This window comes from Marinirhabdus gelatinilytica (assembly GCF_003353425.1).
GTDB lineage: Bacteria > Bacteroidota > Bacteroidia > Flavobacteriales > Flavobacteriaceae > Marinirhabdus > Marinirhabdus gelatinilytica.
This window is the reverse complement of sequence record NZ_QRAO01000001.1, coordinates 1,199,984-1,224,602: the sequence shown is the minus strand read 5'-3', so window position 1 is coordinate 1,224,602 and position 24,619 is coordinate 1,199,984. Positions and strand designations below refer to the sequence as shown.

General features: G+C 41.7%; 25 protein-coding genes and 1 riboswitch. Of the genes, 5 read left to right on the top strand and 20 right to left on the bottom strand.

What is annotated here, in order from left to right; translation table 11 throughout:
- Positions 1-5 precede the first annotated feature (5 nt).
- The gene (gene rlmB, locus C8D94_RS05650) at positions 6-743 is read left to right on the top strand and encodes a 23S rRNA (guanosine(2251)-2'-O)-methyltransferase RlmB (protein WP_115122888.1); all 738 of its coding nucleotides are present in this window, start codon (positions 6-8) and stop codon (positions 741-743) included.
- A gap of 18 nt (positions 744-761) precedes the next feature.
- On the opposite strand, the gene C8D94_RS05645 is transcribed toward rlmB, so the two are convergent.
- Complete coding sequence (locus tag C8D94_RS05645; RefSeq protein ID WP_115122887.1) at positions 762-1,538, bottom strand: rhomboid family intramembrane serine protease; 777 nt, start codon at positions 1,536-1,538, stop codon at positions 762-764.
- 85 nt (positions 1,539-1,623) lie between these two features.
- Between C8D94_RS05645 and C8D94_RS05640 the strand changes: the two genes are divergently transcribed.
- Positions 1,624-2,901, top strand: a complete 1,278-nt coding sequence (locus tag C8D94_RS05640; protein ID WP_115122886.1) for a replication-associated recombination protein A — start codon at positions 1,624-1,626, stop codon at positions 2,899-2,901.
- Here the strand turns inward: C8D94_RS05640 and C8D94_RS05635 are convergent.
- The 6 genes from C8D94_RS05635 to radC all read right to left on the bottom strand — a co-directional run bounded on the left by C8D94_RS05635 (position 2,898) and on the right by radC (position 8,452).
- Positions 2,898-3,707, bottom strand: coding sequence for a hypothetical protein (locus C8D94_RS05635; RefSeq protein ID WP_115122885.1), 810 nt, complete (start codon positions 3,705-3,707; stop codon positions 2,898-2,900). The genes C8D94_RS05640 and C8D94_RS05635 overlap by 4 nt on opposite strands.
- A complete protein-coding gene (locus C8D94_RS05630; RefSeq protein ID WP_147278500.1) occupies positions 3,700-5,109 on the bottom strand; it encodes a DUF5723 family protein in 1,410 nt (469 codons plus the stop codon). Before C8D94_RS05630 ends, C8D94_RS05635 begins: the two co-directional genes overlap by 8 nt.
- A gap of 12 nt (positions 5,110-5,121) precedes the next feature.
- Complete coding sequence (locus C8D94_RS05625) at positions 5,122-5,673, bottom strand: hypothetical protein (RefSeq protein ID WP_115122883.1); 552 nt, start codon at positions 5,671-5,673, stop codon at positions 5,122-5,124.
- 50 nt (positions 5,674-5,723) lie between these two features.
- On the bottom strand, positions 5,724-6,407 hold the full coding sequence (locus tag C8D94_RS05620) for a YjjG family noncanonical pyrimidine nucleotidase (protein WP_115122882.1): 684 nt from the start codon (positions 6,405-6,407) through the stop codon (positions 5,724-5,726).
- Positions 6,400-7,692, bottom strand: a complete 1,293-nt coding sequence (locus C8D94_RS05615) for a polysaccharide deacetylase family protein (protein ID WP_115122881.1) — start codon at positions 7,690-7,692, stop codon at positions 6,400-6,402. The genes C8D94_RS05620 and C8D94_RS05615 overlap by 8 nt, the downstream gene beginning before the upstream one ends.
- A gap of 61 nt (positions 7,693-7,753) precedes the next feature.
- Positions 7,754-8,452 carry a RadC family protein gene (gene radC / locus C8D94_RS05610; RefSeq protein ID WP_115122880.1) on the bottom strand — a complete coding sequence of 233 codons (699 nt, stop codon included), beginning with the start codon at positions 8,450-8,452 and terminating at the stop codon, positions 7,754-7,756.
- Between the two features lie 73 nt (positions 8,453-8,525).
- On the opposite strand from radC, the gene C8D94_RS05605 reads away from it, so the two are divergent.
- Complete coding sequence (locus C8D94_RS05605; RefSeq protein WP_115122879.1) at positions 8,526-8,969, top strand: DUF1569 domain-containing protein; 444 nt, start codon at positions 8,526-8,528, stop codon at positions 8,967-8,969.
- A gap of 13 nt (positions 8,970-8,982) precedes the next feature.
- Here C8D94_RS05605 and C8D94_RS05600 read toward each other — a convergent pair whose 3' ends face one another.
- The 10 genes from C8D94_RS05600 to C8D94_RS05555 form a co-directional block, all read right to left on the bottom strand.
- Positions 8,983-9,735 carry a head GIN domain-containing protein gene (locus tag C8D94_RS05600; RefSeq protein ID WP_115122878.1) on the bottom strand — a complete coding sequence of 251 codons (753 nt, stop codon included), beginning with the start codon at positions 9,733-9,735 and terminating at the stop codon, positions 8,983-8,985.
- A gap of 3 nt (positions 9,736-9,738) precedes the next feature.
- A complete protein-coding gene (locus C8D94_RS05595) occupies positions 9,739-10,845 on the bottom strand; it encodes an acyloxyacyl hydrolase (RefSeq protein ID WP_115123050.1) in 1,107 nt (368 codons plus the stop codon).
- A 29-nt stretch (positions 10,846-10,874) separates the two neighbouring features.
- Positions 10,875-11,636, bottom strand: coding sequence for a head GIN domain-containing protein (locus C8D94_RS05590; RefSeq protein WP_245946188.1), 762 nt, complete (start codon positions 11,634-11,636; stop codon positions 10,875-10,877).
- A gap of 1 nt (position 11,637) precedes the next feature.
- A complete protein-coding gene (locus tag C8D94_RS05585; protein WP_115122877.1) occupies positions 11,638-12,753 on the bottom strand; it encodes an acyloxyacyl hydrolase in 1,116 nt (371 codons plus the stop codon).
- A complete protein-coding gene (metF, locus tag C8D94_RS05580) occupies positions 12,754-13,710 on the bottom strand; it encodes a methylenetetrahydrofolate reductase [NAD(P)H] (protein ID WP_115122876.1) in 957 nt (318 codons plus the stop codon).
- Positions 13,711-13,935: 225 nt separating this feature from the next.
- Positions 13,936-16,626 (bottom strand): methionine synthase, encoded by a 2,691-nt coding sequence (gene metH, locus C8D94_RS05575; protein ID WP_115122875.1) that lies wholly within the window; start codon positions 16,624-16,626, stop codon positions 13,936-13,938.
- A gap of 29 nt (positions 16,627-16,655) precedes the next feature.
- The gene (locus C8D94_RS05570; RefSeq protein ID WP_115122874.1) at positions 16,656-17,597 is read right to left on the bottom strand and encodes a threonine ammonia-lyase; all 942 of its coding nucleotides are present in this window, start codon (positions 17,595-17,597) and stop codon (positions 16,656-16,658) included.
- Positions 17,594-18,607, bottom strand: a complete 1,014-nt coding sequence (locus C8D94_RS05565; RefSeq protein WP_115122873.1) for a homocysteine S-methyltransferase family protein — start codon at positions 18,605-18,607, stop codon at positions 17,594-17,596. Before C8D94_RS05565 ends, C8D94_RS05570 begins: the two co-directional genes overlap by 4 nt.
- 190 nt (positions 18,608-18,797) lie before the next feature.
- Positions 18,798-18,904: riboswitch (SAM riboswitch) on the bottom strand.
- Between the two features lie 63 nt (positions 18,905-18,967).
- Positions 18,968-19,393: an RrF2 family transcriptional regulator gene (locus tag C8D94_RS05560; protein WP_115122872.1), complete on the bottom strand. Its 426-nt coding sequence runs from the start codon at positions 19,391-19,393 to the stop codon at positions 18,968-18,970.
- Positions 19,394-19,399: 6 nt separating this feature from the next.
- Positions 19,400-19,807, bottom strand: a complete 408-nt coding sequence (locus C8D94_RS05555; protein ID WP_115122871.1) for an OsmC family protein — start codon at positions 19,805-19,807, stop codon at positions 19,400-19,402.
- A gap of 58 nt (positions 19,808-19,865) precedes the next feature.
- Between C8D94_RS05555 and C8D94_RS05550 the strand changes: the two genes are divergently transcribed.
- Together C8D94_RS05550 and metK are read left to right on the top strand one after the other, a co-directional pair.
- Positions 19,866-20,402 carry a hypothetical protein gene (locus C8D94_RS05550; RefSeq protein ID WP_147278499.1) on the top strand — a complete coding sequence of 179 codons (537 nt, stop codon included), beginning with the start codon at positions 19,866-19,868 and terminating at the stop codon, positions 20,400-20,402.
- A gap of 205 nt (positions 20,403-20,607) precedes the next feature.
- Positions 20,608-21,864, top strand: coding sequence for a methionine adenosyltransferase (gene metK / locus C8D94_RS05545; protein WP_115122869.1), 1,257 nt, complete (start codon positions 20,608-20,610; stop codon positions 21,862-21,864).
- A 61-nt stretch (positions 21,865-21,925) separates the two neighbouring features.
- Here the strand turns inward: metK and C8D94_RS05540 are convergent, their stop codons facing one another.
- The 3 genes from C8D94_RS05540 to C8D94_RS15270 all read right to left on the bottom strand — a co-directional run.
- Entirely contained in the window at positions 21,926-22,837 is a 912-nt protein-coding gene (locus C8D94_RS05540) for a DUF302 domain-containing protein (protein WP_245946187.1), read from the bottom strand.
- A 106-nt stretch (positions 22,838-22,943) separates the two neighbouring features.
- Complete coding sequence (locus C8D94_RS05535) at positions 22,944-23,594, bottom strand: response regulator (RefSeq protein ID WP_115122867.1); 651 nt, start codon at positions 23,592-23,594, stop codon at positions 22,944-22,946.
- Positions 23,595-24,006: 412 nt separating this feature from the next.
- Positions 24,007-24,619 (bottom strand): sensor histidine kinase (locus C8D94_RS15270; RefSeq protein WP_170134724.1); only part of this gene is annotated, 613 nt, incomplete at its 5' end.

Genomic DNA, 24,619 nt, shown 5'->3' with positions numbered 1-24,619 from the left:
ATACTATGAAAAAAGAAAGTAAAGTTTTTGGTATATACCCAGTTATTGAAGCACTTAAAGCAAACAAGACCTTAGACAAATTATACGTTCAAAAAGACATACAAAACCCCAAGATACAATCTATTATTAACGATGCTGAAACCTTGAGCATAACTATCAATGAAGTCCCCATTGAAAAGTTGAATAGGCTCACTAAGGGTAACCATCAAGGTATAGTAGCAATTATTTCACCAATATCATTCCCACCTTTTGAAGATACTGTTGAAACTATTTTAGCCACAAAGGAGACTCCCTTATTTGTGGTGTTGGACCAAATTAGTGACGTAAGAAACTTTGGAGCTATCTTGAGAACTGCAGAGTGCACAGGTGTAGACGCTGTAATCATTCAAAAGAAAGGTGGAGCTCCAGTGAGCGGGGATACTGTAAAAACTTCTGCAGGGGCTATATTTAATATACCTATATGTAAAGTTGACCATATCAAAGATGCAATCTTTTACCTTCAAGGTTCTGGCATTACCACAGTTGCAGCTACCGAAAAGAGTGGTTCATATCTATACGACCTAGACCTTAAGAAGCCATTGGCTTTAATAATGGGATCAGAAGGGAGGGGAATCTCAAAATCGGTCCTTTCTATCGTGGACAAGAGTGCTTCCATCCCCCTACTTGGAACAATTAACTCCCTTAATGTTTCGGTGGCCTGTGGTACCTTTCTTTATGAAGTGATCAGGCAAAGGAACCACTGATTTAGCTTGGATTGTGAATCAATCTGCGTCAGGTTCATTCTTCAGGGTATACGTAATCGTTATCTTTCTCTGTTTGGAGACGTTTAGATTGTTTTCTTCGGTATCGGTTTCATCAATTTCAATTTCGTCCTTGGGAGTTTCAATAAAGTTTCCATGTTCATCAAAACATTTCATGAACTCGTCCTCTTCTTCTACATAGCTCTCCTTTTCCCAGTCAAATTTTTTGTTTTCTATTGGGTTCTTTCTGAAGACCAAAGCCAGTACAAACCCTACGAGAAAGCCTGATAAATGACCTTCCCAAGAAATCTTTGGATCTATGGGAAACACGTACCACAATAAACTTCCGTAGAGGAAAACCACCACGAGTGCCAAAGCAGTAAGTTGATATTGTTTTGAAAAAATCCCCTTAAAAAAAAGGAATGAAGCTAGCAAATATACAATGCCACTGGCTCCAATATGGTAGGCTTGCCGGCCAATGGACCAAGTGAGCAATCCTGTTAGTAAAAAACCGATTGCAAATACTTTCCACTTTATATTTCGATAAAAATAGAACAGCGCAGTTCCCAATACTATAATTGGGATAGAATTATTAAAGAGATGTTTAAGACTGCTGTGTATGAATGGCGAGAACAACACTCCTCTTAGCCCCTTGAAATCTTGGGGCAAAATGCCTAGATAGTTTAAATTGAGATTAAAACGCGTTTCTACCCAAAATACCAACCAAGCAGTAAAAACAAACAGCAGCGGGTAGATGATAACATCTATCGTAAATTGTAATGGTTGTTTGCTTCCCATAATTTTAGAGGTCAAAAAATAAGCCCAATATAGTTTTGTGCAAAATTGTCAGTCTATAAAAATTCGATTATCGTAAATTTACTAAATGAATACACCACTTGCTGAAAGAATAAGGCCAAAAACACTGGAAGGATACTTAAGCCAAGAACATTTGGTAGGGCCAAAAGGCTCACTTACCTCGCAATTACAATCTGGAATACTGCCCTCTTTAATATTGTGGGGGCCACCGGGCACAGGAAAAACAACGCTAGCGACCATTATAGCCAAAGAGTCTGAAAGACCATTTTACACCTTGAGCGCTGTAGATAGTGGTGTTGCTGCAGTTAGGGAAGTTATAAATAAAGCAAAAAAGAGCGATGGGCTGTTTACCACAAAAAACCCTATTCTGTTTATAGATGAGATTCATCGTTTTAGCAAATCCCAGCAAGATTCACTTTTGGGCGCCGTAGAAAAGGGCTGGGTAACCCTTATTGGTGCTACTACCGAAAATCCAAGTTTTGAAGTTATTCCTGCATTATTGTCGCGTTGCCAAGTTTATATTTTAAAGGCTTTCAGCAAAGAAGATTTAAATGAACTGTTACAGATTGCAATCACTAAAGATGAAAAACTCTCTACACTGAAGATTGCACTAAAGGAAACCGAAGCCCTGATACGACTCTCTGGAGGTGATGCAAGAAAGTTATTGAACATGCTAGAACTCGTTGTGCTTTCTGAAAACAAGGAAACCGTACTCATTACCAACGAGCTTGTAATGCAAAAGGTACAGAAAAACACGGTGCTGTACGACAAAACTGGTGAAATGCATTACGACATAGTTTCGGCATTTATAAAGTCTATTAGGGGAAGCGACCCAAATGCTACCGTATATTGGCTTGCCAGGATGATTGAAGGCGGTGAGGACGTTAAATTTATCGCAAGACGGATGCTTATACTGGCTGCTGAAGATATAGGCAATGCAAATCCCACTGCCCTTGTCTTGGCAAACAACACATTCCAAGCGGTAAATACCATTGGATACCCAGAGTCGAGGATAATTTTGAGCCAATGCGCACTATATCTGGCCACCTCCCAAAAAAGCAATGCAAGTTATGAGGCCATAAACAAAGCGCAACAAGCGGTTAGGCAAACAGGTGACCTATCAGTACCATTATCTATTAGAAATGCGCCCACAAAGCTGATGAAGGAGTTGGGGTACGGTAAAAACTATCAATACGCACATAATTATGACGGTAATTTTGTACCACATGAGTTTTTACCCGAAGAAATTTCAGGAACTACATTTTATAGACCGGGAAATAATCCAAAAGAGCAATCCATTAGTACCTATCTAAAAAAATTGTGGAAAGACAAATATGATTTTTAATTCTGGACCAACTTGTAGTGCTGTTTGCCTGAGGGTAGTATAATTGTTAGATTTTTTTCAGCGTCAAAAGAAGCATTATGCTGCACACCTTCGGTTGTTTTAAACTGTAGGGTATCGCCAATAAGCATTAGCGTTCCCATTTCCTCCAAATCACCTTCGGAGGCCATGTTTTCTTTAAAAAGTGTATAGCCTTCCTTTGTTTTGCGCAACAAATAGGATTCTTTTTCGACCTTATAGGTTGAAAATCTTGCTGTTGGGAAATTATGGACCGACGTTTCAACTACAGCGATAGTCTCAGTTTTATTCTTGGCCGCTGCTTCAACATTTCCATTGTTTAAAGCATTATTATTATTTTCTGATGTTTCTGCTTTTGTCCCAGGGTCTTTCTGTGAAACGCCCAAGCCTTCAAAACTCAAAAAGGCATTACGCAGGGACTCTTGGTAGGTTTTTCGATATTCTTTCAGTTTGCTTTTTCCTTCTTCGCTCCTAAACAGCTCAAACCCGTTACAGTCTTTCACAATTACAACGGTCCTAGTATAAATAAACCCCAGCTTGCTCTCCACAGAAGCATAGAGACCGTCACAACGTTTTACGTTAGGTAGTTCGTTGGGAAAATAGGCATTAAAACCATGCTTGTTAAAGAGAAACTTTGTGAGTGAGTTTAGCTGGTACTTATCCTTTTCATCTAAAAAGTCGAAATTTTCCGGTACTTCAATAAAACTATATTCACTCATGGACTGCTGCGGAACGGCTGTTATCACACTAAACAGCAGGACAAAACACAATACAAATTTTTTCTTATTCATCTATGATAATATTAAAACCCAGCTGTAAAGATACACTTTTTGCCTTTGCAATATTGCCGTAGGTTAAGAGGTTATCTGCTGCTAGGAACATATTTAGCTTCCCTACATTTGCAACCACTCCCAGCCCCACATTGGAGGCACTAAAGCTGTCCACGGTATACGTAGCCTTTGCAGAAAGTCCCTCTGTAAATGTACGCCTGTAATAAATGGTCCCTGCCATTTGCGGTCCTTTGGGCCGGGCAATTGCATAGTACTGTACCCCTACCGCTTGTTGCCAAGTTTGGGATGCTCCAGGGTTTCTACAATCACACTCCCCACCTCCAAAAATATTCCCAAAGCCATACTCTGCACTTGCGTTTACTTTCAAGGGTCTCCACCTTGTATAGCCAGAAGTTAAAGTATCTATAGGAATTTCTTCTTCAATTTCATCTTCGAGGTTACCGAAATAAGGGATAGTCGCTTCGCCTTGATTGAGTGGTGGAAAGATAAGTTCAATACCATTTAAGGTGTAGGAGCCTTCAGCATTGTACGTTTCCACATCTTTGGTATGAAACACCGCACCTATGTCCAAAACACTTGCAGTGGCCGTAATTCTATCTGAAACGTGATAGGTTGCACCTATGTCTATCCCCACGCCAAGATTTCCTCCAAAAAAAGCACGCCCCAAAACTGAACCTGCTACTTCTCCAGCCCCGTTCTTTTCCTCAAGGGAGGCAACGCCAGAGGTTTGTACCGTAACGTTGGCATCGGTCACGGTATGGTCGTAAATATTTACACCATCTGTATCTAAGCTTGTGGTAAAAGTTCCTGTATTGTTGGTGCTACTTATATTGAGCATATTGGAATATACTTTCCCCCTCACCCCTACCGTGAGCCTATTGGCGAGTTGTTTGTTTACCCCAAAATGATATACCGTAGTAAGGTCTGCAGTGACCGATAACTGTCCCAAATCGAACGGATAATCTAGATAATCCCTATTGCCTTCCCAAGCCAAAATGGCCAGATCCCTTGGAAAATAGCTTATAAAATCCAACTCTTGGTAGATTCCTCCAGAAAAATAAATATCTCCTTTACTGCGCCAGCCTATATTGAAAAGCTCTAACTGTTGGGTTGCGGTAAAGAAATCCTTATCAGAAAGTTCGAAAATCTTACTTCTGATACGTTGGTTGATGTCAAGGTCGCTAGCACCAAAAATATCGAACACAGTCACTCCTGAAGAACCTGCATTTACGTGGATTTGTGATAAAAACGGAATCCCAAAATGTACTTTTTGTGGTACTTCTATGCCAGGGTTCAGCAATACACTTTGTGGGGTTTCCTTTAAGCCATACAAAACCTGTTTGTTTTGCGCATTGCAAACCACTGCCATGAGGGCAAAGAGGACATAACAACAATTTTTCATAGTATTAGTATATCAATCCTCTATCTCTAAAAAGTATGTTGTCTTGGATTTCAGGTTGAGCATACCCTCTAGGGCTGCATCTGCAGATGGGATGGTCACAGCGACTACTACCTTATTGGCTCGGGTAAGGTCCATAATCTCTTCATTGGCAACCGCTTCAGTAAAAATGGTAGTTTCGGTATCTAGTGCAGTGCCAGCAAGTACATTGGTTTGTGTGGTGTAGGTAGTGTCGTTCTGTTCGTTCAAAAATTGAAAACCTACCTGAAAACTACGTGGGATGCTGTTGGTGAAATTGAACAAGAATTCTGCCCGCTCAAGGTCTTCCTGCACAAAAGCATCGTCAAGGAATTTTATTTCGGTAGTATCAATTATCTGTAGACGGGGAGTATTGGAAATAGTGTCGAAAAAGTCACTGGCGTTGAGATTAAAATAGATTAAATCCAGCTCTACTACCGGCGTGAGCACTATGTTGTCCGCATCGTCAAAGTTGGTGTCTTTTACACACGACAAACACAGGAAAGCACCAATTAATATAAATAGGGGAATTTGAGGATTCTTCAGCATACATTTGGGGATATGTGCTATGATAACGCCCAAATGGAGTCTCTTAGTATCTAAAGAAATTTTTTGATATCCAGCAAGCTGTTTGCCACGCTGAAAGTACCGGGTGGTTTTTCATTTCGGTAATTATAGAAAATGGTATGCATCTTCACCGCTTTTGCTCCAAGGATATCCGCTTCAAAAGAATCGCCTATCATAATGCTATTTTCTGGTATTGCGTCTGCTGAATCCAGTGCTGTTTTAAAGACAAGAGGATTTGGTTTTTTTACTCCAACGGCCTCGGAGGTTGTTATGGTCTTAAAATATTTTCCAATACCGCTGTTCTTCATTTTTACATGCTGTACCTGGGTAAAGCCATTGGTGATAATATGCAGGTTATATTTTGGGAACAAATAGTCCAAAATTTCATGGGCACCCTTTAATAAGTAGTTGTCTCCGGGCAGTTCAGTTATATATGCTTCAGCCAAGGTATCTATTACCTCTATATCGTATTCTCTTTTCAGTTTTCTGAAAGTATCTACCAATCTTCCTCTTCGCAGCTCTTGTTTAGAAACCCGCTCTTCCCGATATGCTTTCCAGTACTCTAAATTTATGGGTTCGTAAAACCGTAAGAATTCTTCAAGGGCAATATCTAATCTATGGTTGGCAAAAACACGCTTAAAAGCTAAGCTGGAATTTTTGTCGAAATCCCAGAGGGTATGGTCCAGATCGAAAAAGACATCGGTTATATTATCCATTGTTCTGTAGTGTTTCAGAAAAAAGTTTGCGCCATAAGGTATGTTCTGGTGCGCTTGTAAAATCTCTATTGTTGAAAACCATGCTGAATACGCCATTCACTTCTTTTACGCGCTGCATGAGCTGTGTTACCGTTTCCTCAATTTCTTGCTTTTGTAAGTGTCCCAACCCAGTTGAAGTTACCGATACCGGATGCAACATAAGTGGTGTCTTTATCTCAAAATCCAGATCGTAGAATAAAAATGGGGTACACGTCCCTGCCCTAAAACCAGGGGCATCATGGTATGCCATGGTATAGTCCTTTACAATTTCCAGTTCAATTAGGTTTCTATAATTTTCAGGGAGGTTTACGTGGAAGTTCGCTTGTTTTGCAGAGATTAGGCTTCGGTTCGTAATTGCTTCTATCCGTTTTTTTTCGGCTTGTAAAGTTTCATATCTCTCTAGGGAAGAACCTGAATACAGGAGTCCAATCTCAGTATAATCGCCAACATATTTCACGAGTTCCTTAAAGGCCTTACGATGTGTATTAAGGCTTGCCTCATAGGTCTCGTGTTCGCCGAGAAGGAAAAAAGCTGTCAGTTTCGCACTGCTACGTTTGCTTATGTTCACGATCCAAGTAAAGGTGTCGAAACTATCTTTACGCATACCCAGTAGTACTTGGGTTCTTTGTCCCATTTCTTTAAAGTTGCCCGATGTTAGGTCTTGCAAGTAGCCTAAAGCCGACCTAAACAAGCCTTTTTGGTTATATTGAAAGGGCTGTTGTACACTGAGTAGGGTATGAACCTTCATTTGCTTGGGAGAAAAATGTAGCTTAGGATATGTGGTTGCCAGTACCGCCTTGAATTTATATGCCCAGATATCTATGACGGGTAATTCTAAAAAATTATGTTCTGCCGCCAAGCTTTCGTGTGCTGGGTATCTCCCCTTTTCATCTTTAACATGCGGTAGGTATTCTTCATACCGACTTAAAAGATAAAATGCTGCCGAAAAAATATCGAAAGGGATACAACTTTTTTCACTAGTGGAAAAAAAAGCAGGAACCTCCTCCCAAGGTTTTACTAGTATGTCTATGGCCTCTATACCGTTTTGGGACAATAATCCAAATTCCTGGACAAAGAGCTCGGTGGACAAAGGCTGTTTGCCATAGGACATCTTTGCCCCACTATAACTCACAAATTCTTCCAATGAAGTGGTGAAGGATACATCACACCCTAACACCCTGAACAATATATGTTTAAAGGAATAGGTGAGCCTTGTGGTAATTTTTTGAGTGTGTACTAACAGCATAGGTTGTGTAAAGCTAATAAAATAACAAACCTATTGGTTGTCAAAGTATGGAAAATGGTAGTTATAAAATACCCGCATCTGCAAAACTGAAATAAGCTTTTTCTGTAATGATAACATGGTCAAGTACTTTTATGTCCAGACTCTCGCCTGCTACCTTAAGTTTTCTTGTTACGTTTTTATCGGAACCACTGGGTACTAATGTTCCACTGGGATGGTTGTGCACCAAGATAATTCCCACTGCCCCCAATTGCAAAGCCGTTTTGTAAACGATACGAACATCTACCAAAGTACCTGTGATACCTCCCTTGCTAAGTTGTAGTTTCTGAAGTATTTTATTGGAATTATTAAGGTACAAAATCCAGAATTCCTCGTGGGTCAATTCGCCCAAGAGCGGTTGTAATAACTTGAACACAGATTTGCTGGAAGTGATTTTATTGAGCTTTACCCCTTCTTCTGCACCACGCCTTTTTCCTAGTTCCATAGCAGCAGCGATACTCACGGCCTTTGCTTCGCCAATTCCCTTAAACGCCATGAGTTCCTTAATTGACAGTTTGCCAAGTTTATCCAGTTTATTACCTACAGAGCCTAGCATACGTTTGCTAAGAGCCACTGCACTCTCTTCCCTGCTACCGCTACCAATCAATATTGCTATAAGCTCCGAGTCTGATAGCGCCGCCCTGCCCTTGGAGAGCAATTTTTCCCTTGGGCGGTCGTCCTCGTTCCAGTTTTTTATTGAAAAAGACGTTTTTTGTTTCAACAGAATAATAGTTTCGATAAATATAATGATGTATATTTAAACTTCGGCAAAATTTAAAATCTTCAATATCAAACTCATGAAATCACTTTTTGAAAACAATGCTTTTGAAGAGATAAAAAGCAGGCTCAACGCTCTAACTCAGGATAACGAAAAACAATGGGGCAAAATGTCCCACGCCCAAATGTTGCACCACTGCCAATTGCCTTTAAATGTACTCATGGAGAAAAGGGATTATAACCTGAAGCCAAATTGGTTTGCGAAGGTGTTTTTTAAAAAAGCGATGTACAGCGACAAACCTTGGAAAAAAAACCTGCCCACTATGCCCCAGTTCAAGGAAAAGGAGCCACGTGATTTTAATGGGGAAAAAGAGAAACTGCAGTCCCTATTAAATGAATTTGACAAAAAACGAAACCAAGATTCTTGGCCAGACCATCCGTCTTTCGGAAAATTCACGAAGGAACAGTGGGGAAAGATGCAGTATAAGCATCTGGATCATCACTTACGACAGTTCAATGCTTAAGTATTGTAGAAAGTTATTCAAAAATAAGCTTTCCCCTAAATAATTCTTCAACCTCTACAAAAGGGGGACGGTTTTTTGCAATTACATCTCCTATTCCTACAATGGACCCTCTAATAGTATCGGTGGGGAAACATATTATCTTATTGGTACTCCTGTGGAATATATTTATGTTTCTTGCTTCAAGCTCTGCTGCCTCGACACGGGCATCACCATCGAAAAGTCCTATTTGGAACCCTCGGGTTCTACCTTTTAACCTAAATGTAGAAACTCCATTGGCATTAATAACAATTCCTTCGGTATCCAGCTCGTCCAGATCGAAATCACCGTCGATATGAAACTCATCCTCCAAGAGCCTATCCTCGGACACTAGCTCTAGCCTCTCAAAACCAATGGTGCCTATATCCTCTACGGTACTTCCAGAACTGTTTCGTATTGCATCAATTTCTGGAGCAGTGACATACACCTTAGTGGTTTCAAAATCCCTGAAGAGATTACAACTGTTGTTGTCCTTCAGTTTCAGAATACTATCTTCTACTACAACTTTTACTTCGTTCAATAAGTTTTCGGGAGATTCAACAACTACTTTTTGTGGGCCCTGGGAAATGTATAATTTCACACGGTCAAAAACAATAATTCTCTTAAATTCATCTACATCATATTCCAGCCTCACTACATCTCCATTGTCGTTCTGGAAACAATCTCCAAGGTTATCTGTATTGCAACTAAGCAACAGTAGTAAAAATGCTATGTAAAGTAGTTTTTCCATAATTTATAATCTAAGCCCGAGACTAAATTCCACTGCTTCGGCCTTAGCATAGTGGGCCTTTACAGTAACCGATGCGAATAAGTTTTCGGTAATATATCGTTTTAGTCCCAGCCTGTTATAGATTCGGTTCTCAAATTCGTAAGGCCAGTAGGTATAATATCCTACTTGCGAGACAAAAGCAACTTTGTTGAACCTTAACTCGTGCCCTATAAAAACCCCGATCCTTCTTGCGTCGAGACCTTCTTTTAGATTATCGCCAGGAAAGGCAACTCTTCTATACTTTATGAGCTCTTCAATCATTCTCGAAATGAACAGATCTGCCCCTAGCTGAAAAGTACTCTTGTAGTTGATACGCTTGTCCACAAAAGCAGAAAGCGTTACAAAAGGATATTGCCCAAGACCATTTACATCTGCTTCGTTCACCCCAGAGCGAACTACAAAATTTAAATGGAACCGTTCTGCGTAGTATTCACTACCCCAAGCTACAGGCACCAATGCTTCGGGATAGTTTATGTGGTTGAAGAGATAACTTACCCCCGCACTTAAATAGAAGGTATTGGTACTGTTATTGGGAGCTTTAAAGTTTGCATTGGAGTAATGTATTACGCCCATCCCGAGATTGACCCCCAAACCATCTACGATATTCTCCTGAACAAAATTGAACTTGAGAAGTGTAGAGCTTAAAAATCTACTTCCATAGGCGTTATTTTCGAAATTGGTCTCCTTGTCGTAAGGGTTTGATGCATACGCAATACCCTGCCCTACACCAATGGAAAGACGTCTTTTCCAGAAATAAAAATTGAAATGCCCGTACAGGGAATGGTTCTCTCCCAAGAATTGGTTGTCAAGGTCCTGATAAATGTAAGTAAAACCCCAATCTGGATAGTTATACCGGCCTTCCCACTCGTTATAGCCATAAGGTTTTCGGTTATAACTTAAGATAAGTCCCGTGGGGTGTCCGGTAATAAGGTGGGCAATATCCGGATTGTGCTCTATGATGGTTCCATAGAAATATTCTGCTTTTACCTCATGGAATTTAAGTTCATTTTGCTGTGCTATAGCGCCTTGGAGACAAACACCTACTAGAACAATAAACGTGAACAATTTCATACCAAAAAACAAACGCCAAATATACATGTTTATTGAAACAAAAGGCGGCCAGAATACAATTCTTCAACCTCAATAATTTCGGGACGGTTAACTGCGATTACATCACCAACTCCTACGATTCTTCCACGTATACTCATCTGGGGATTCACGACCATCACATTTGCACTTCTCTGAAAGATACGTAAATGGTTCACTTTTAGATTTGCACCTTCAAACCGAGGAACTTCATCCTCGAATGAAACTGTGGCATTTTCTGCGGTGCCGTCTATATAAAAACCACTAAACCCATTGGCCTCGACCAAGAGATTTTGTGCTGCAACCGTCATTGTAAAATCGCCACTTTTCCTAATATCTTCGAAGCCTCCGGTAGTATTGCTTATAAGCCTTAGATCTGGATAATTGAGCACGCCCTCTCCCACTACATCATAAGAGCTGCCATTTCTTATCTCTGTAATATTGGGGCTTGTTACGATGGCCTTCGTGATCCCAAAATCCCTTACCAAGTTACAACCATTGTTGTCCCTAAGCACCAATACATCTCCATCTACGTATACCAGCACATCGTTAAAAAGGTTTTCTCCTGTTTCTACAATTACTTCTTGTGTGTTCCCTACTTTTACCACCAAGGACATATTATGTTCTGTACGTATTTTACTGAAATTTGGAACATCATAAACCTTTTGTACCAAGTCGCCCTGGGTTTGAAGACAATCATTGGCATCCTCACTATTACAGGAAAACAACCCCAAAAACAAGAGCGCTCCCAATCTATATTTCAGAAAATAGTTCATATTACAATCGTATTCCTGCACCAAATTCTATTGCTTCTGCATTTACAGCGTGCGCCTTTATGGCAAATGTGGCGTACAGGTTATTTTTTACATAATATTTCAGTCCAATCCTTTCATAAAAAGGTAGTTCGTACTCAAAGGGTCTATACACATAATAGCCTATTTGTACAGGTATCGAAAATTTCGAAATGTGAAGCTCATACCCCCCAAACACAGCCACACGTTTATAATCGGTTCCGGCAACCTCTGGATCGAAAAAAGATACTGCTTGGTATTCAATTTCATTCTTTAAAAATTTTGAAAAGAAAATCTCCGTACCCAATTGCACACTGGAGGTAAAGGACAATCTCTTATCAGCAAAGGCTCCAAGAACCAAAAACGGTTCCTGTCCCAGGCCCACGGTCTCGCCCTCATTGATACCCGTCCTAAAAAAGAGATTCAATTTTATGGGTTCGATAAACGTTCTTGGTGGCGGGAGGGTTTTGTACTCTGGTTCTTCAGTATCAAAATTATAGTTTAGTCCCAGAGATGCTGCCAGTACATTTGTGCCAGAGTTTGGAGCCTTTAAAGCTCCGTTGCTATGGTGGATGACAGATACGCCCGCTTGCAGTCCAAAACCTTTGTACAAATTCTTTTTTTGGTAATACAAACCTAGAAAAGTGGAGGCAATCACCCTGCTTCCGTAGGCATTGTTCTTAAAGTTTTCCTCATAACTGAAAGGTGCCGTGGTAACCCCAATACCTTGCGCCACTTTAAACTGAAGATTTCTGTTGAAAAAATAAAAATTTACATGCCCGTAGGCTATAATGCTCTTGTCCAGCACTTCACTTTTATAATCCTGGATCCCTAAGGACACCCCCCAATCTGGATAGCCGTACACCGTTTGCCAATATTTTCCCCCATTCGTCTTTTTGCTAAAGGAAAGCAACACCCCCTCCGGCTGGTTACGCTGCAAATGTGCTATGTTCTTGTTGGTTACCAACAAAGATCCATAGTGGTAGCTAGCTTCCAAAAAATAGGATGAGCCACCTTTTTCCTGTCCTTTCAGAAAAAGGAAAGACAGCAACATTACACCAAGAAAAATAATTTTTTTTTCCACGGGGGCAAATGTAACCATTTAAAATATTTGGGAGGCAATGGCCCTAATGTTATCGCTCTTTCCCATGGAATAATAATGAACAAAAGGAACCCCTGCGGCAATCAATTCCTTGCTTTGTGCCACACACCAATCGACACCCACCTGTCGTACTTGTTTATTGTCCTTGCACCTTACTATTTCCATAATGAGTGCATCGGGAAGTTCCAAGCTGAACCTATGCGGAATCAAATTAAGTTGTTTTTTGGTCGCTATAGGTTTGAGACCCGGAATAATGGGTACGTTAATACCTGCAGTACGGCACTTATCCACAAATTTGAAATATTTTGAGTTATCGAAAAACATTTGGGTCACTATATATGAAGCCCCCTTTTCAATTTTCTTCTTTACAAAGTGTATATCGCTGTCCAGACTAGGCGCCTCCATATGTTTTTCAGGATAGCCCGCTACGCCTATGCAGAAATCTGTGGGGGTCTTGTTCTGTAGCTCTTCGTCTAGATAGATGCCCTTATTCAATGCAGAAATTTGTTCGACCAATTTACTTGCATACGCATGCCCCTCTTTTTCTGGGGTGAAATAGGTTTCACTTTTCACGGCATCGCCCCGAAGTGCCATAACATTATCAATCCCCAAGAAACCAAGATCTATCAAGAAATTCTCAGTATCCTCTTTGCTGAAACCACCACACAGGATATGGGGGATAGCATCTACATTGTATCGGTTTTGGATAGCTGCACAAATACCAACCGTTCCCGGCCGTTTGCGCACTACTTTTTTTTCAAGCAGGCCATTTCCCAATTCTTTGTACACATATTCCTCACGGTGATAGGTAACATCGATAAATGGCGGGTTAAACTCCATTAACGGATCTATATTCTCGAAAATAGAATTGATGTTCTGTCCCTTCAATGGTGGCAGGATCTCAAAGGAGAACATCGTCTTTCCGTTCGCTTTTTCTATGTGTTCTGTTACTTTCATATATTGGGCTTGGTTTATCCTGAGCTTGTCAAAGGGCTCAATATGCGCGTTTTGTGTTTTTATTTTAGAAAACCCGTAGGCGGGAATCTTTTCTAATTGACATAATTTTCAACAAAACTCAATTTCAATTTTAATTCATATTCTATGTTTTCTTCGGTTGCTGAGCCTGCAGGCAGGTGTTTTTAATTTGCGATAGCAATATTAAAAATGTATCGAAGCACATAGTTATTCTGCAATATTGGGCTGCAACCATTTTATTGCTTTTTCTACTGAAATATTCTTGCGTTTGGCATAATCCTCTACTTGGTCTTGTTTTATTTTTCCTAAACCGAAATACCTTGCTTGTTCATTGCCAAAATAGTACCCAGATACCGAAGCTGCTGGCCACATGGCCAAACTATCGGTTAGGGTAACACCAATGGCTTCTTCCACCTGAAGCAATTCCCAGATGGTCTTTTTTTCCAAGTGGTCCGGACAGGCAGGATAGCCCGGGGCGGGACGAATGCCCTTGTAGCTTTCTTTTATAAGTTCTTCATTGTCCAGATTTTCGTTTTTGGCGTAGCCCCAATGCTTGGTACGGACTTCCTTATGCAGGTATTCGGCAAAGGCTTCCGCAAGACGATCTGCCAGTGCTTTTACCATAATACTATTGTAATCGTCATGCTGGGCTTCGTATTGTTTTGCCAAAGTTTCGGTACCGAAACCTGTGGTCACACAAAAACAGCCAATATAATCCCGCTTGCCTGTTTCTTGGGGCGCGATAAAATCGGCTAAAGCAATATTGGGACGGCCTTTTGCTTTTTTTGATTGTTGGCGGAGGGTGCGGAACATCGCCCTCTCGGTCTCCCCCATAGGTAAAGAGGAAAATTTAACTTCAATATCATCATGTTTAATGGTAGTTGCCTCAAACAAACCGAAGATAGCTTTTGCTTTCAGTAGTTTTTCTGAAATTATTTTTTCAAGCATTTTCTTGGCATCTTCAAAAAGCTCGACGGCTTGTTCTCCAACAATTTCATCGGTTAAAATATTGGGATAGCGCCCATGCAGGTCCCAACTTCTAAAAAAGGGTGTCCAGTCTATAAAATCCTTCAGTTTTGAAAGGTTGAAATCTTGGAGGGCTTGAATCCCAAGCTCCTTAGGTTTTACAATTTCAGCACTGTTCCAATCTATTTTGAATTTATTGGCGCGTGCATCATCTATTGCAATATAGGTTTTTGCTTCTTGCCTGTTCAAGAACCCCTCGCGGAACTTGGCATATTCTTCTTTTATATTTTTTATATACCCTTCCTTTTTATCTTTCTGAAGCAGATCACCCACCACGGTCACAGCCCTCGATGCATCATTTACGTGTACCACGGCGCTTTTGTACTGCGGGTCTATCTTCACGGCCGTATGTGCCTTGCTGGTAGTGGCACCTCCAATTAATAGTGGTACTTCAAAATCCTGACGTTGCATTTCCTTTGCCAAAAAAACCATTTCGTCCAACGATGGGGTTATGAGACCGCTCAAGCCTATTACATCTACGTTACGGGCCTTGGCCTCGGCGATTATTTTTTCTGGTGCTACCATTACGCCCAAGTCCACAATCTCATAATTGTTGCAGGCCAGGACAACGGAAACAATGTTTTTACCTATGTCGTGAACGTCTCCCTTAACCGTAGCCATGAGTATCACACCATTTTTTTTAGTGACTTCATCTTTTTCCTCTTCAATAAAAGGAAGCAGATATGCCACCGCTTTTTTCATGACCCGCGCACTCTTTACCACTTGCGGTAAAAACATTTTGCCACTACCAAACAGATCGCCCACCACGTTCATTCCTATCATCAAGTGACCCTCGATCACTTCAATGGGCTTTGTGACGCTTTGGCGGGCTTCCTCTATATCGTCAATTATAAATTGGTCAATGCCCTTTACGAGAGCTCTGGTTATCCTATCCTGCAAAGGCTCCTCGCGCCAAGAAAGGTCTGCTATTTTTTCTTTTTTGGTTCCTTTTACTGTTTCTGCAAACTCCAATAGGCGCTCGGTGGCATCGTCCCTCCTATCCAGCATTACGTTCTCAACGTGTTCGAGCAGATCTTTTGGGATATCATCATACACTTCCAGCATCGTTGGATTCACGATACCCATATTCATCCCAGCCTGGATGGCATAGTATAAAAAGACAGAGTGCATCGCTTCCCGAACCGTATTGTTCCCCCTAAAACTGAAGGAAACATTACTCACCCCCCCACTTACACTACAATTTGGGAGATTAGCACGCACCCATCGTGTAGCCTCAATAAAATGCACAGCGTTCTTACGGTGCTCCTCCATTCCAGTGGCAACGGGGAAAATATTAAGATCGAAAATAATGTCCTCTGGAGCAAAATTTACTTGTTGCACCAAAATATCGTAGGACCGTTTTGCAATCTCGATCCTGCGCTCATAAGTATCTGCCTGCCCCACCTCATCGAATGCCATGATGATCACAGCCGCACCATAGCGTTTAACCAAGGTAGCTTGGTGGATAAATGCAGCCTCACCTTCCTTAAGGCTTATGGAATTAACCACACATTTTCCCTGGACTACCTGTAACCCGGCTTCGATGATCTCCCATTTAGAACTGTCTATCATGATAGGAACACGGGCAATATCTGGCTCTGCCATAACGAGGTTCAGGAATTTTACCATAGCGGCCTTACCGTCTATCAAGCCATCGTCCATGTTGATGTCGATAATCTGTGCGCCACCTTCTACTTGATGCCTTGCAATATCCAGCGCCTCATCGTACTTCCCTTCGTTTATCAGTCGTAAAAACTTACGGGAACCCGCTACATTGGTACGCTCACCCACATTTATGAAATTGCTTTCTGGTGTAATGATCAACGGCTCCAATCCCGACAGCTTCAAGTATCTGTTTTTTTGTGTTTTCATAAAAATCCCATCGACTTTTTTTCTTATACTTAAAACGGAAGGTTTTCCAAGTCTACATTCCCGCCTGAAAGGATGATCCCTATTTTTTTGTTCTGAAATTTTTCCTTTTCCCTTAAAACTGCCGCAAAAGCTACTGCAGAACTTGGCTCTACAATTATCTTCATACGCTGCCATATATGTCTCATGGCATGGATGATCTCATCTTCTTCCACCCGAATGATTGATGAAACCAATTCTTGTATGATTGGAAAATTGATATCTCCAAGATGGGTTCGTAAACCATCGGCCACGGTTTTAGCGGATGTATTTGTTTCAATCTTCCCGGATCGTAAAGAGCGATATGCATCGTCTACCGCAAAGGGTTCCCCTCCTATCACTTTACAGTTTTCACCAAAGTATTTTGCTGCCAAGGCAGTACCGGCAATCAGCCCGCCACCACCCACAGGAGTCAAGATAAGGTCAAGGTCGGGATGTTTTTGGAGTAGTTCCACGTTAGCGGTCGCATTTCCCAAGATTACATCCAGATTGTTGGAAGGGTGCAAAAAAGTAGCTCCTGTTTGTTGCTGTATTGTTGCTGAGTTTTCCTCTCGTGCCCCTAAGGTGCTTTCACACTCTAATACTTGTGCCCCGTATCCCTTAACGGCTTCTTTTTTTACCGAAGGTGCATTTTGTGGCATCACCACATAGGCAGTAACCCCAAGGTTTTTAGCTGCCAAAGCAACTGCCTGCCCAAAATTCCCGGATGAATGGGTTACGACACCGGCCTTCTTTTGGGCATCGCTCAAATTTTGAATAGCGTTCACTGCTCCCCGCATTTTAAAAGCGCCCATTTTCTGAAAGTTCTCACATTTAAAATACAATTGCGCCCCTGCCATCTCATTTAAAGTTGAAGAAGTGAGGACAGGAGTTCTGTGGACCACTCCCGAAACCGTATTTACAGCATTTTCCAAGTCGTTTTTTGAGGGAATCATAGGGTTACTTTTTCTGAAACCAAAGGTCTCGGTTTGTAGTTTGACGCTATTTTGGCAATGGCCGCAATATGCTCTGGCGTGGTACCACAACAACCGCCAATAATATTTACGAGCTGTTTGTCCAAATATTCGGTAATCTGTGCGGCCATGTGTTCTGGGGTCTCGTCATATTCGCCAAAGGCATTGGGCAGGCCAGCATTGGGATAGGCAGACACGGCAAGGTTGGTACGGTTTGCTATGATCTCTAAATGCGGGGTAAGCTGTTTGGCTCCCAAAGCACAATTGAACCCCACACTCAACAATGGAATGTGCGAAATGGAGATTAAGAATGCTTCGGCGGTTTGGCCAGAGAGCGTTCTGCCAGAGGCATCGGTAATGGTGCCGCTTACCATAATAGGTATCTCCATATTTCTTTCGGTCCTTATTTCTTCTATGGCGAATAGTGCAGCTTTTGCATTAAGGGTATCAAAAACAGTTTCTACCAGTAGCAGGTCTGCTCCCCCATCCACCAACGCTTCTGCTTGTTGTTTGTAGGCCTTCCGTAGTTCTTCGAAAGAAATAGCCCTATAACCAGGATCGTTCACATCTGGCGACATACTGGCGGTTTTGTTGGTAGGTCCTATGGCTCCTGCTACAAATCTGGGTTTATGGGGTTGTTTTTTGGTGAATTTCTCGGCTACCTGTTTGGCAATCTTAGCACTCTCGAAATTGAGATCGTAAACCAGTTCTTCCATACCATAGTCTGCCATGGCTATTGTAGTGCTGGAGAAGGTATTGGTCTCTACGATATCTGCGCCTGCTTCGAAATACTTGGCGTGTACGGTTGCAATGGCCCTGGGTTGGGTAAGGGAGAGTAAATCGTTGTTTCCTTTTACTGAAACTTCCCAGTCTTTAAATTTTTCACCCCTAAAGTCTTCTTCGGAAAAATTGTAGCGTTGCAACATGGTACCCATGGCCCCATCCAAGATGAGGATGCGGTCTTGCAATGCTTGATGAATGTTTTTTTTCATTTTCAGATTTTATTGTGGTCATGTTGCGAGAGGGATAGAAGCGGCATCCTCGCTTTGGCAACAAGAGCCAAAGGGAGATATAGCGGATAGCCCGACGCTTTGCAAATGCCCTCAAAGCATTTGTAAAGGGGCTCGCCCTAAAAAAATTAAATCAAGAAAATGTGGAAAAGGAAAAAAGGTCCTTGGATTGTTGTTATCTATACGGCCGTGACCGATAGAATGTAGCACCTTCACCCAGGGATGGGAGGGTTGCTAAGGCTTCGCAGGGTCTATTCCCTCCGCCTTTCTTGATAACTCTCAGTACGTAATGAACTACCGCAAAGTAACGGGATAATTTTTAAAATGCCAATGGTTTGTGCGTTAATCTTTTGGTTTCCTGTCCACCAGATCGGCCAGAGTGGTGTTCTCGAAAATATTGAGGTTGGTGTCGCGCACCTTTACCATGAGCTTGTGTACGCTGCAGGCCTCCTCGTCCGGGCAATCGTCACATGTTTGGTAAAAGTTGAGGCTCACATAGGGGACCAGGGCTATGGGGCCTTCTAAGACTCGCAGCACGCTTGCTATGGTGATCTCGCTGGCTGGTTTTGCCAAAAAGTAACCACCACCCTTTCCTTTTTTGGATTGCAATATCTCGGCTTTTTTTAAGATGAGCAGGATACTTTCCAAGAATTTTTGGGAAATGTTCTCTGCTTCGGAAATTATAACAATCTGTACGGGATCGTCGCTGTTTTCGCGAGCGAGATAGGAGAGTGCCTTTAGACCATATTTTGTTTTTCTGGAGAGCATTTTCAATCAAATTTTTTCGCCGTTCACGTACACGGTATAGGTAACGGGGACTTGTGGTTCCAAGGTTAAAGATACTGAACAATATTTTTGAAAACTAAGCTGTGCCGCTTTTTTTGCTTTTGCGGGTACTATGCTACCCTCCAGAAATATGGCCACATGTACTGCCTTGAATGGTTTTGCTTGGGCCACCTCATGTCTTTCTCCTTCTACTTCAATTGTATAAGTAGTGATTTCCTGTCGCTGTTTTTTCAAGATGGAAACAATATCTACGGCACTGCAGCCCCCCACGCTCATGAGGAGCAGTTCCATGGGACTGGCACCGTTCTCGCCATTGTCTATGTGTATCGGTACTGGGTTTTTTCCTGTTCCCTGAAAATGATAGGCGTTGTTTTTTCTCTGGAGGATTACTTTCATATATTTTGTACATTTATACAGCACACAATACCTGCTCGGTCGTAAAAGTATAAATATATTGAAAACTTATTTTATTGCTTTTCTGTTTGTTTTATTGCTGTTTGCAACTTCTTCAATCGCTCAAGATAATAGTATGGTATATTTCCCTGAAGATTTCTTTGGAATTTATAAAGGGACGCTCCATATTTCTTCTGAAAAAGGAAAACAGGAAGTGCCCATGGAGCTTCATCTTTTCGCTACAGATACGATAGGAGCCTATACATATACCTTAGTCTATGGCGAGGGAACTTCGAAACAGGTTCGCGATTATTCTCTGGTTGAAATTGATGCCGAAAAAGGATTGTTTCAAGTAGATGAAAACAATGGAATACTACTGGACACAAAAATTCTTAGCAATAAACTTTACACGCTTTTTGAAGTAAGCGGAAATCTCCTCACAACTTTTATTACTTTCGAAAAAGACCATTTGATATTTGAGATAGTCTTTGCGCCAACCTCAAAAAAAAATGTGACCCATGGCAATGATGAAGCCAATACAGAGGTTATTTCCTACCCCATCACCACTGTACAGCGAGCCGTGTTAAAGAAACAGTAGAAAGTTTTCTAATTGTAATTCTTGTTGTACCTTTGCACCCATTAAGAGGAAAGATTTGACTGATTGCAACCTCTTCAAAATCGGATTACCGAGGATGAGATCCCGCAGCAAATGTAGGATTAAAAAATGCTAAAGGCAGTGTAAACTTCCTTCGACGTATTCGTCAAATCGCCTCTACTTTATTTTTAAACCTAAAAAGTTAGCAATGGCGTATTTATTTACTTCAGAAAGTGTTTCTGAAGGACACCCAGACAAAGTAGCAGACCAGATAAGCGATGCCCTTATAGATAATTTCCTCGCGTTCGATCCACAAAGTAAAGTGGCTTGTGAGACCCTCGTGACCACGGGACAGGTAGTGCTGGCCGGTGAGGTAAAGAGCAATGTATATCTGGATGTACAGAAAATTGCCCGTGACACCATTAACAAGATAGGCTACACAAAGGGCGAGTACCAATTTGATGGAAACTCTTGTGGGGTGCTTTCTGCAATCCACGAACAGAGTGACGACATTAACCGTGGTGTAGACCGTGACACAAAGGAAGAACAAGGTGCCGGGGACCAAGGGATGATGTTCGGTTACGCTACAAGAGAGACCGAAGATTATATGCCGCTGGCATTGGACCTATCACACCGTATCTTAAAAGAACTTGCGACCCTACGTAGAGAAAGTAAAGAAATCACCTATTTGCGTCCAGATTCAAAAAGTCAGGTGACCATAGAATATAATGACGATAACACTCCCGTACGTATAGATACAATTGTGGTCTCCACACAGCATGACGAGTTTGACAGTGACGACGACATTATGCTCGCCAAGATCAAAAAAGATATTATTGAAGTTTTAATCCCACGGTTAAAGACCCAGCTAAAACCTGAGATTGCTGCGTTGTTTACCAACGATATCACCTACCACATCAATCCAACCGGGAAATTTGTGATTGGAGGACCCCACGGTGATACAGGGCTCACGGGAAGAAAAATAATTGTGGACACCTACGGTGGAAAAGGAGCACACGGTGGTGGTGCCTTTAGCGGGAAAGACCCTAGCAAGGTGGACCGCTCTGCTGCGTATGCTACCAGGCACATCGCCAAAAATATGGTAGCAGCTGGTGTGGCCAATGAGCTATTGGTACAAGTGAGTTACGCAATTGGTGTGGTAGAGCCTATGGCAATTTTCGTTGAAACCTACGGAACCAGAAACGTTAACTTAACCGATGGCGAAATAGCCGAAAAGGTTTCGGAAATCTTCGATATGCGACCAGCTGCTATTGAAGAAAGACTGAAACTACGCCAACCTATGTATTCTGAAACTGCTGCCTATGGGCATATGGGCCGTAAAAATGAAGTAGTTTCCAAGACTTTTGACATTCCGAATGCGGAAAGCAAAACAATGGACGTGGAATTGTTCACTTGGGAGAAATTGGACTATGTGGATAAGGTAAAAAAAGCTTTTAATCTATAAGAGTTGATTGATTAAAAAAACCTCCCGTTTAAAACGGGAGGTTTTTTTTGGAGTCTTGCAATTATTGTGCAGCGCCCGTGGCCAAATTTTCTAAGGCAGTTTGAATCTGGGTCAGTGTGGCGTCGCTGTCTGTTATATCGTGACGTTCCTTTAGATAGAATGGCAAGTTAAATGTCACCAATACCGATCCATCGGCATCTTCCCAAACCATCATTTTTTGGGGCAGGTCCAATGCTGTGGTTTGCGCACTTTGCATCAAGGGTGTACCAAGGCTCGGGTTTCCAAAAATAATAACCCGCATAGGTGCTAGATCTAATCCAACGGACTGCGCGTTATCCTTATGGTCTACCTCTGCAATAATGGTCAAATTTGGATTGTCCTGAATTGCTGTTTTTAAGTTGGTATAGGTTTCTTCAAAAGTATTGGCACTGGGTGTAGATATGATTCCTTGAAACAGTGAAACATCTGCCGAATCATTTATGGTTACTTCAGCATTCGTACCAAGTGTGGCTAAGTTTTCTAGTGCATTGTCAATCTGTGGGAGTGTTTCAACAGCGTCCACCCCGTGACGTGCAACTAGGTAGTCTGTTGCATTGTAGCTCACCAGAATATTCCCATCTACATCTTCATATACCAACATTTTCTGGGGAAGGTCTATCCCTGCCAGTGGTTTGTCCTGCATTACAGGAGTTCCCAAATTTGGGTTTCCAAATAAAATTAACCGTGTGTTTCTGAGGGTTAGTCCTGCGTTTTGGGCGTTACTGGTGTGGTTAACCTGCGCCACAACAGTACTATTTGGGTTATCCTCCAACGCATCGAGGATTGTATTGTACGTTGTATTAAAATTTGAGTCACTAACCGAGAAGGCTGCACCTGGTGTCTCAGGAATTTGCACCTCTGCTTCTACTTGACTACCATCATTACATGCCAGCAACAAGAACATCCCTGAAAATAAAAGTATCTTTTTCATCATTATGTTTTTCAGAAAAATAAATACTTACGAACTCCAAGCTACTAACTTTAGCAACCATTAACAGAAACTTTAAAAATTTCTGTTAATTCCAAAATAAGGAAAACTACTATATTATATTGTGGTTCTTGGCCTTTTGCACAGCTTCTATCTTGCTGTGCACCTGAAGCTTTTTGTAAATATTCTCAATATGCTTTCGCACCGTACTTGGGGAGAGGAATAGGTTATCTGCAATGGCAGTGTAGCTCAATCCCTTGCTCAATTGTTCCAGCACCTCAACCTCACGCTTGGACAGCGAGATCTCCTCTTGGTCCTTCGGGTTTTGGATGCTACTTGGGTTTCGGAGCAGTTTTAAGGTCTTTAATGCAATAGAGGGATTCATTGCTGCGCCTCCGTTCAGGGTTTCCACAATTCCCTTGTAGAGATCTTTTGGGTTTATTTCTTTGAGCAAGTAACCGTCTGCTCCGGCTTTTATGGCGTTAAAGATGTTTTCGTCATTATCGAAGGCGGTGAGCATGACAATCTTTATCTGTGGGAATTTCTGTTTTACTATTTGTGTAGTTTCAATGCCGTTGAGGACGGGCATTTCAATATCCATTAGGATAATGTCCAGGTTGTGGCTTTCTTCCAGTTTTGTGAGCAGTTCACTGCCGTTGGTAGCCGTGTACTTTATGGAAATATCATCAAAAAACGACAGTTTCTCCTTTATGGCGTGGATAAGAAATGTATTATCATCTACTATGGCTACTCGTGTGTTCATAATGGTTATGGGTTGGTCAGTTGCCTAAAGTTACGTAAAATAGCTTTAGGAAGTTAGACGGTGGTTTTCAGTTGTGGCCATTTTGATATAACTTCAGCAAGCAACCTCTATTTCCTTTTGCACCATAAGTACTTCTGAAATGTTCTGCCTCAAAAAATCGTAGTTTTTCAACGTATCGCTTCTTAACCGTATTTGCCCTTGGTTTTTGGAAATAGCTCCTTCCAGCGAACGAACGCTACCCAAATGCAAGTGGTGCAACCTTTTCCTTTGAATTCGGAATATAATGACACTCACAGCACACAAGAAAAAAACAACCCCTAATACAGCTATCTGGAAAACACTCATCATACATCTTGTTACCGTAAATTTAGGCAGAAACCCGTCTTAAAAATATAGGGCAATTGCCGTAGTTTTAAAAATGTATGGTTATTTTGGCTCCGTTTCCGTTTTCTGAGACTATCTGTGCTTTACCACCTATGTCCCTTGCTCTTTTCCTAATGTTCGCCAGACCATTCCCTGCTTCAATTTCAGCTTCGTTAAAACCAACACCATTATCGGTAATTTCAACAAGGGTTCCTTTTTCAGATTGTTTCATCACTACTGAAATTTTACTGGCTTGAGCATGTTTCAACGCATTGTTGACACTTTCCTGAATGATACGGTACACATTCATCCCCTCGACCGAAGTGAACGTTTTTTCTGAAACCCCTTCATCCACCTCAAAATTGAAGGTTACCCCTTCAGCGGCCTTTCCAGCTTTGTCTATAAAATTGGCAATGCGAACCTGAAGGTCTTCTGCTGTGACCTGTGTCTTGTTCATCGCCCAGATGGTGTCCCTAAGCTCATAGATGGTCTGTGTGGTGAACTCGCTTATGTCGCCCAGTTTTTGGGTAACCTTCTCGTTGCCTATTTCCAGCGCGTATTGCAGATTGTCTATGGAAGAGGTCACGAAGGTAAGCTGTGAGCCAATGTTGTCGTGCAGGTCGCGGGAGATGCGCAGGCGTTGTTCCTGCAGTTTGTTCTGT

Excerpts from the sequence above, each read along its gene's own strand:
- rlmB (WP_115122888.1), top strand. The coding sequence starts at position 6 with ATGAAAAAAGAAAGTAAAGTTTTTGGTATATACCCAGTTATTGAAGCA.
- C8D94_RS05645 (WP_115122887.1), bottom strand. The coding sequence starts at position 1,538 with ATGGGAAGCAAACAACCATTACAATTTACGATAGATGTTATCATCTAC.
- C8D94_RS05640 (WP_115122886.1), top strand. The coding sequence starts at position 1,624 with ATGAATACACCACTTGCTGAAAGAATAAGGCCAAAAACACTGGAAGGA.
- C8D94_RS05635 (WP_115122885.1), bottom strand. The coding sequence starts at position 3,707 with ATGAATAAGAAAAAATTTGTATTGTGTTTTGTCCTGCTGTTTAGTGTG.
- C8D94_RS05630 (WP_147278500.1), bottom strand. The coding sequence starts at position 5,109 with ATGAAAAATTGTTGTTATGTCCTCTTTGCCCTCATGGCAGTGGTTTGC.
- C8D94_RS05625 (WP_115122883.1), bottom strand. The coding sequence starts at position 5,673 with ATGCTGAAGAATCCTCAAATTCCCCTATTTATATTAATTGGTGCTTTC.
- C8D94_RS05620 (WP_115122882.1), bottom strand. The coding sequence starts at position 6,407 with ATGGATAATATAACCGATGTCTTTTTCGATCTGGACCATACCCTCTGG.
- C8D94_RS05615 (WP_115122881.1), bottom strand. The coding sequence starts at position 7,692 with ATGCTGTTAGTACACACTCAAAAAATTACCACAAGGCTCACCTATTCC.
- C8D94_RS05605 (WP_115122879.1), top strand. The coding sequence starts at position 8,526 with ATGAAATCACTTTTTGAAAACAATGCTTTTGAAGAGATAAAAAGCAGG.
- C8D94_RS05600 (WP_115122878.1), bottom strand. The coding sequence starts at position 9,735 with ATGGAAAAACTACTTTACATAGCATTTTTACTACTGTTGCTTAGTTGC.
- C8D94_RS05595 (WP_115123050.1), bottom strand. The coding sequence starts at position 10,845 with ATGAAATTGTTCACGTTTATTGTTCTAGTAGGTGTTTGTCTCCAAGGC.
- C8D94_RS05590 (WP_245946188.1), bottom strand. The coding sequence starts at position 11,636 with ATGAACTATTTTCTGAAATATAGATTGGGAGCGCTCTTGTTTTTGGGG.
- C8D94_RS05585 (WP_115122877.1), bottom strand. The coding sequence starts at position 12,753 with ATGGTTACATTTGCCCCCGTGGAAAAAAAAATTATTTTTCTTGGTGTA.
- metF (WP_115122876.1), bottom strand. The coding sequence starts at position 13,710 with ATGAAAGTAACAGAACACATAGAAAAAGCGAACGGAAAGACGATGTTC.
- metH (WP_115122875.1), bottom strand. The coding sequence starts at position 16,626 with ATGAAAACACAAAAAAACAGATACTTGAAGCTGTCGGGATTGGAGCCG.
- C8D94_RS05570 (WP_115122874.1), bottom strand. The coding sequence starts at position 17,597 with ATGATTCCCTCAAAAAACGACTTGGAAAATGCTGTAAATACGGTTTCG.
- C8D94_RS05565 (WP_115122873.1), bottom strand. The coding sequence starts at position 18,607 with ATGAAAAAAAACATTCATCAAGCATTGCAAGACCGCATCCTCATCTTG.
- C8D94_RS05560 (WP_115122872.1), bottom strand. The coding sequence starts at position 19,393 with ATGCTCTCCAGAAAAACAAAATATGGTCTAAAGGCACTCTCCTATCTC.
- C8D94_RS05555 (WP_115122871.1), bottom strand. The coding sequence starts at position 19,807 with ATGAAAGTAATCCTCCAGAGAAAAAACAACGCCTATCATTTTCAGGGA.
- metK (WP_115122869.1), top strand. The coding sequence starts at position 20,608 with ATGGCGTATTTATTTACTTCAGAAAGTGTTTCTGAAGGACACCCAGAC.
- C8D94_RS05540 (WP_245946187.1), bottom strand. The coding sequence starts at position 22,837 with ATGATGAAAAAGATACTTTTATTTTCAGGGATGTTCTTGTTGCTGGCA.
- C8D94_RS05535 (WP_115122867.1), bottom strand. The coding sequence starts at position 23,594 with ATGAACACACGAGTAGCCATAGTAGATGATAATACATTTCTTATCCAC.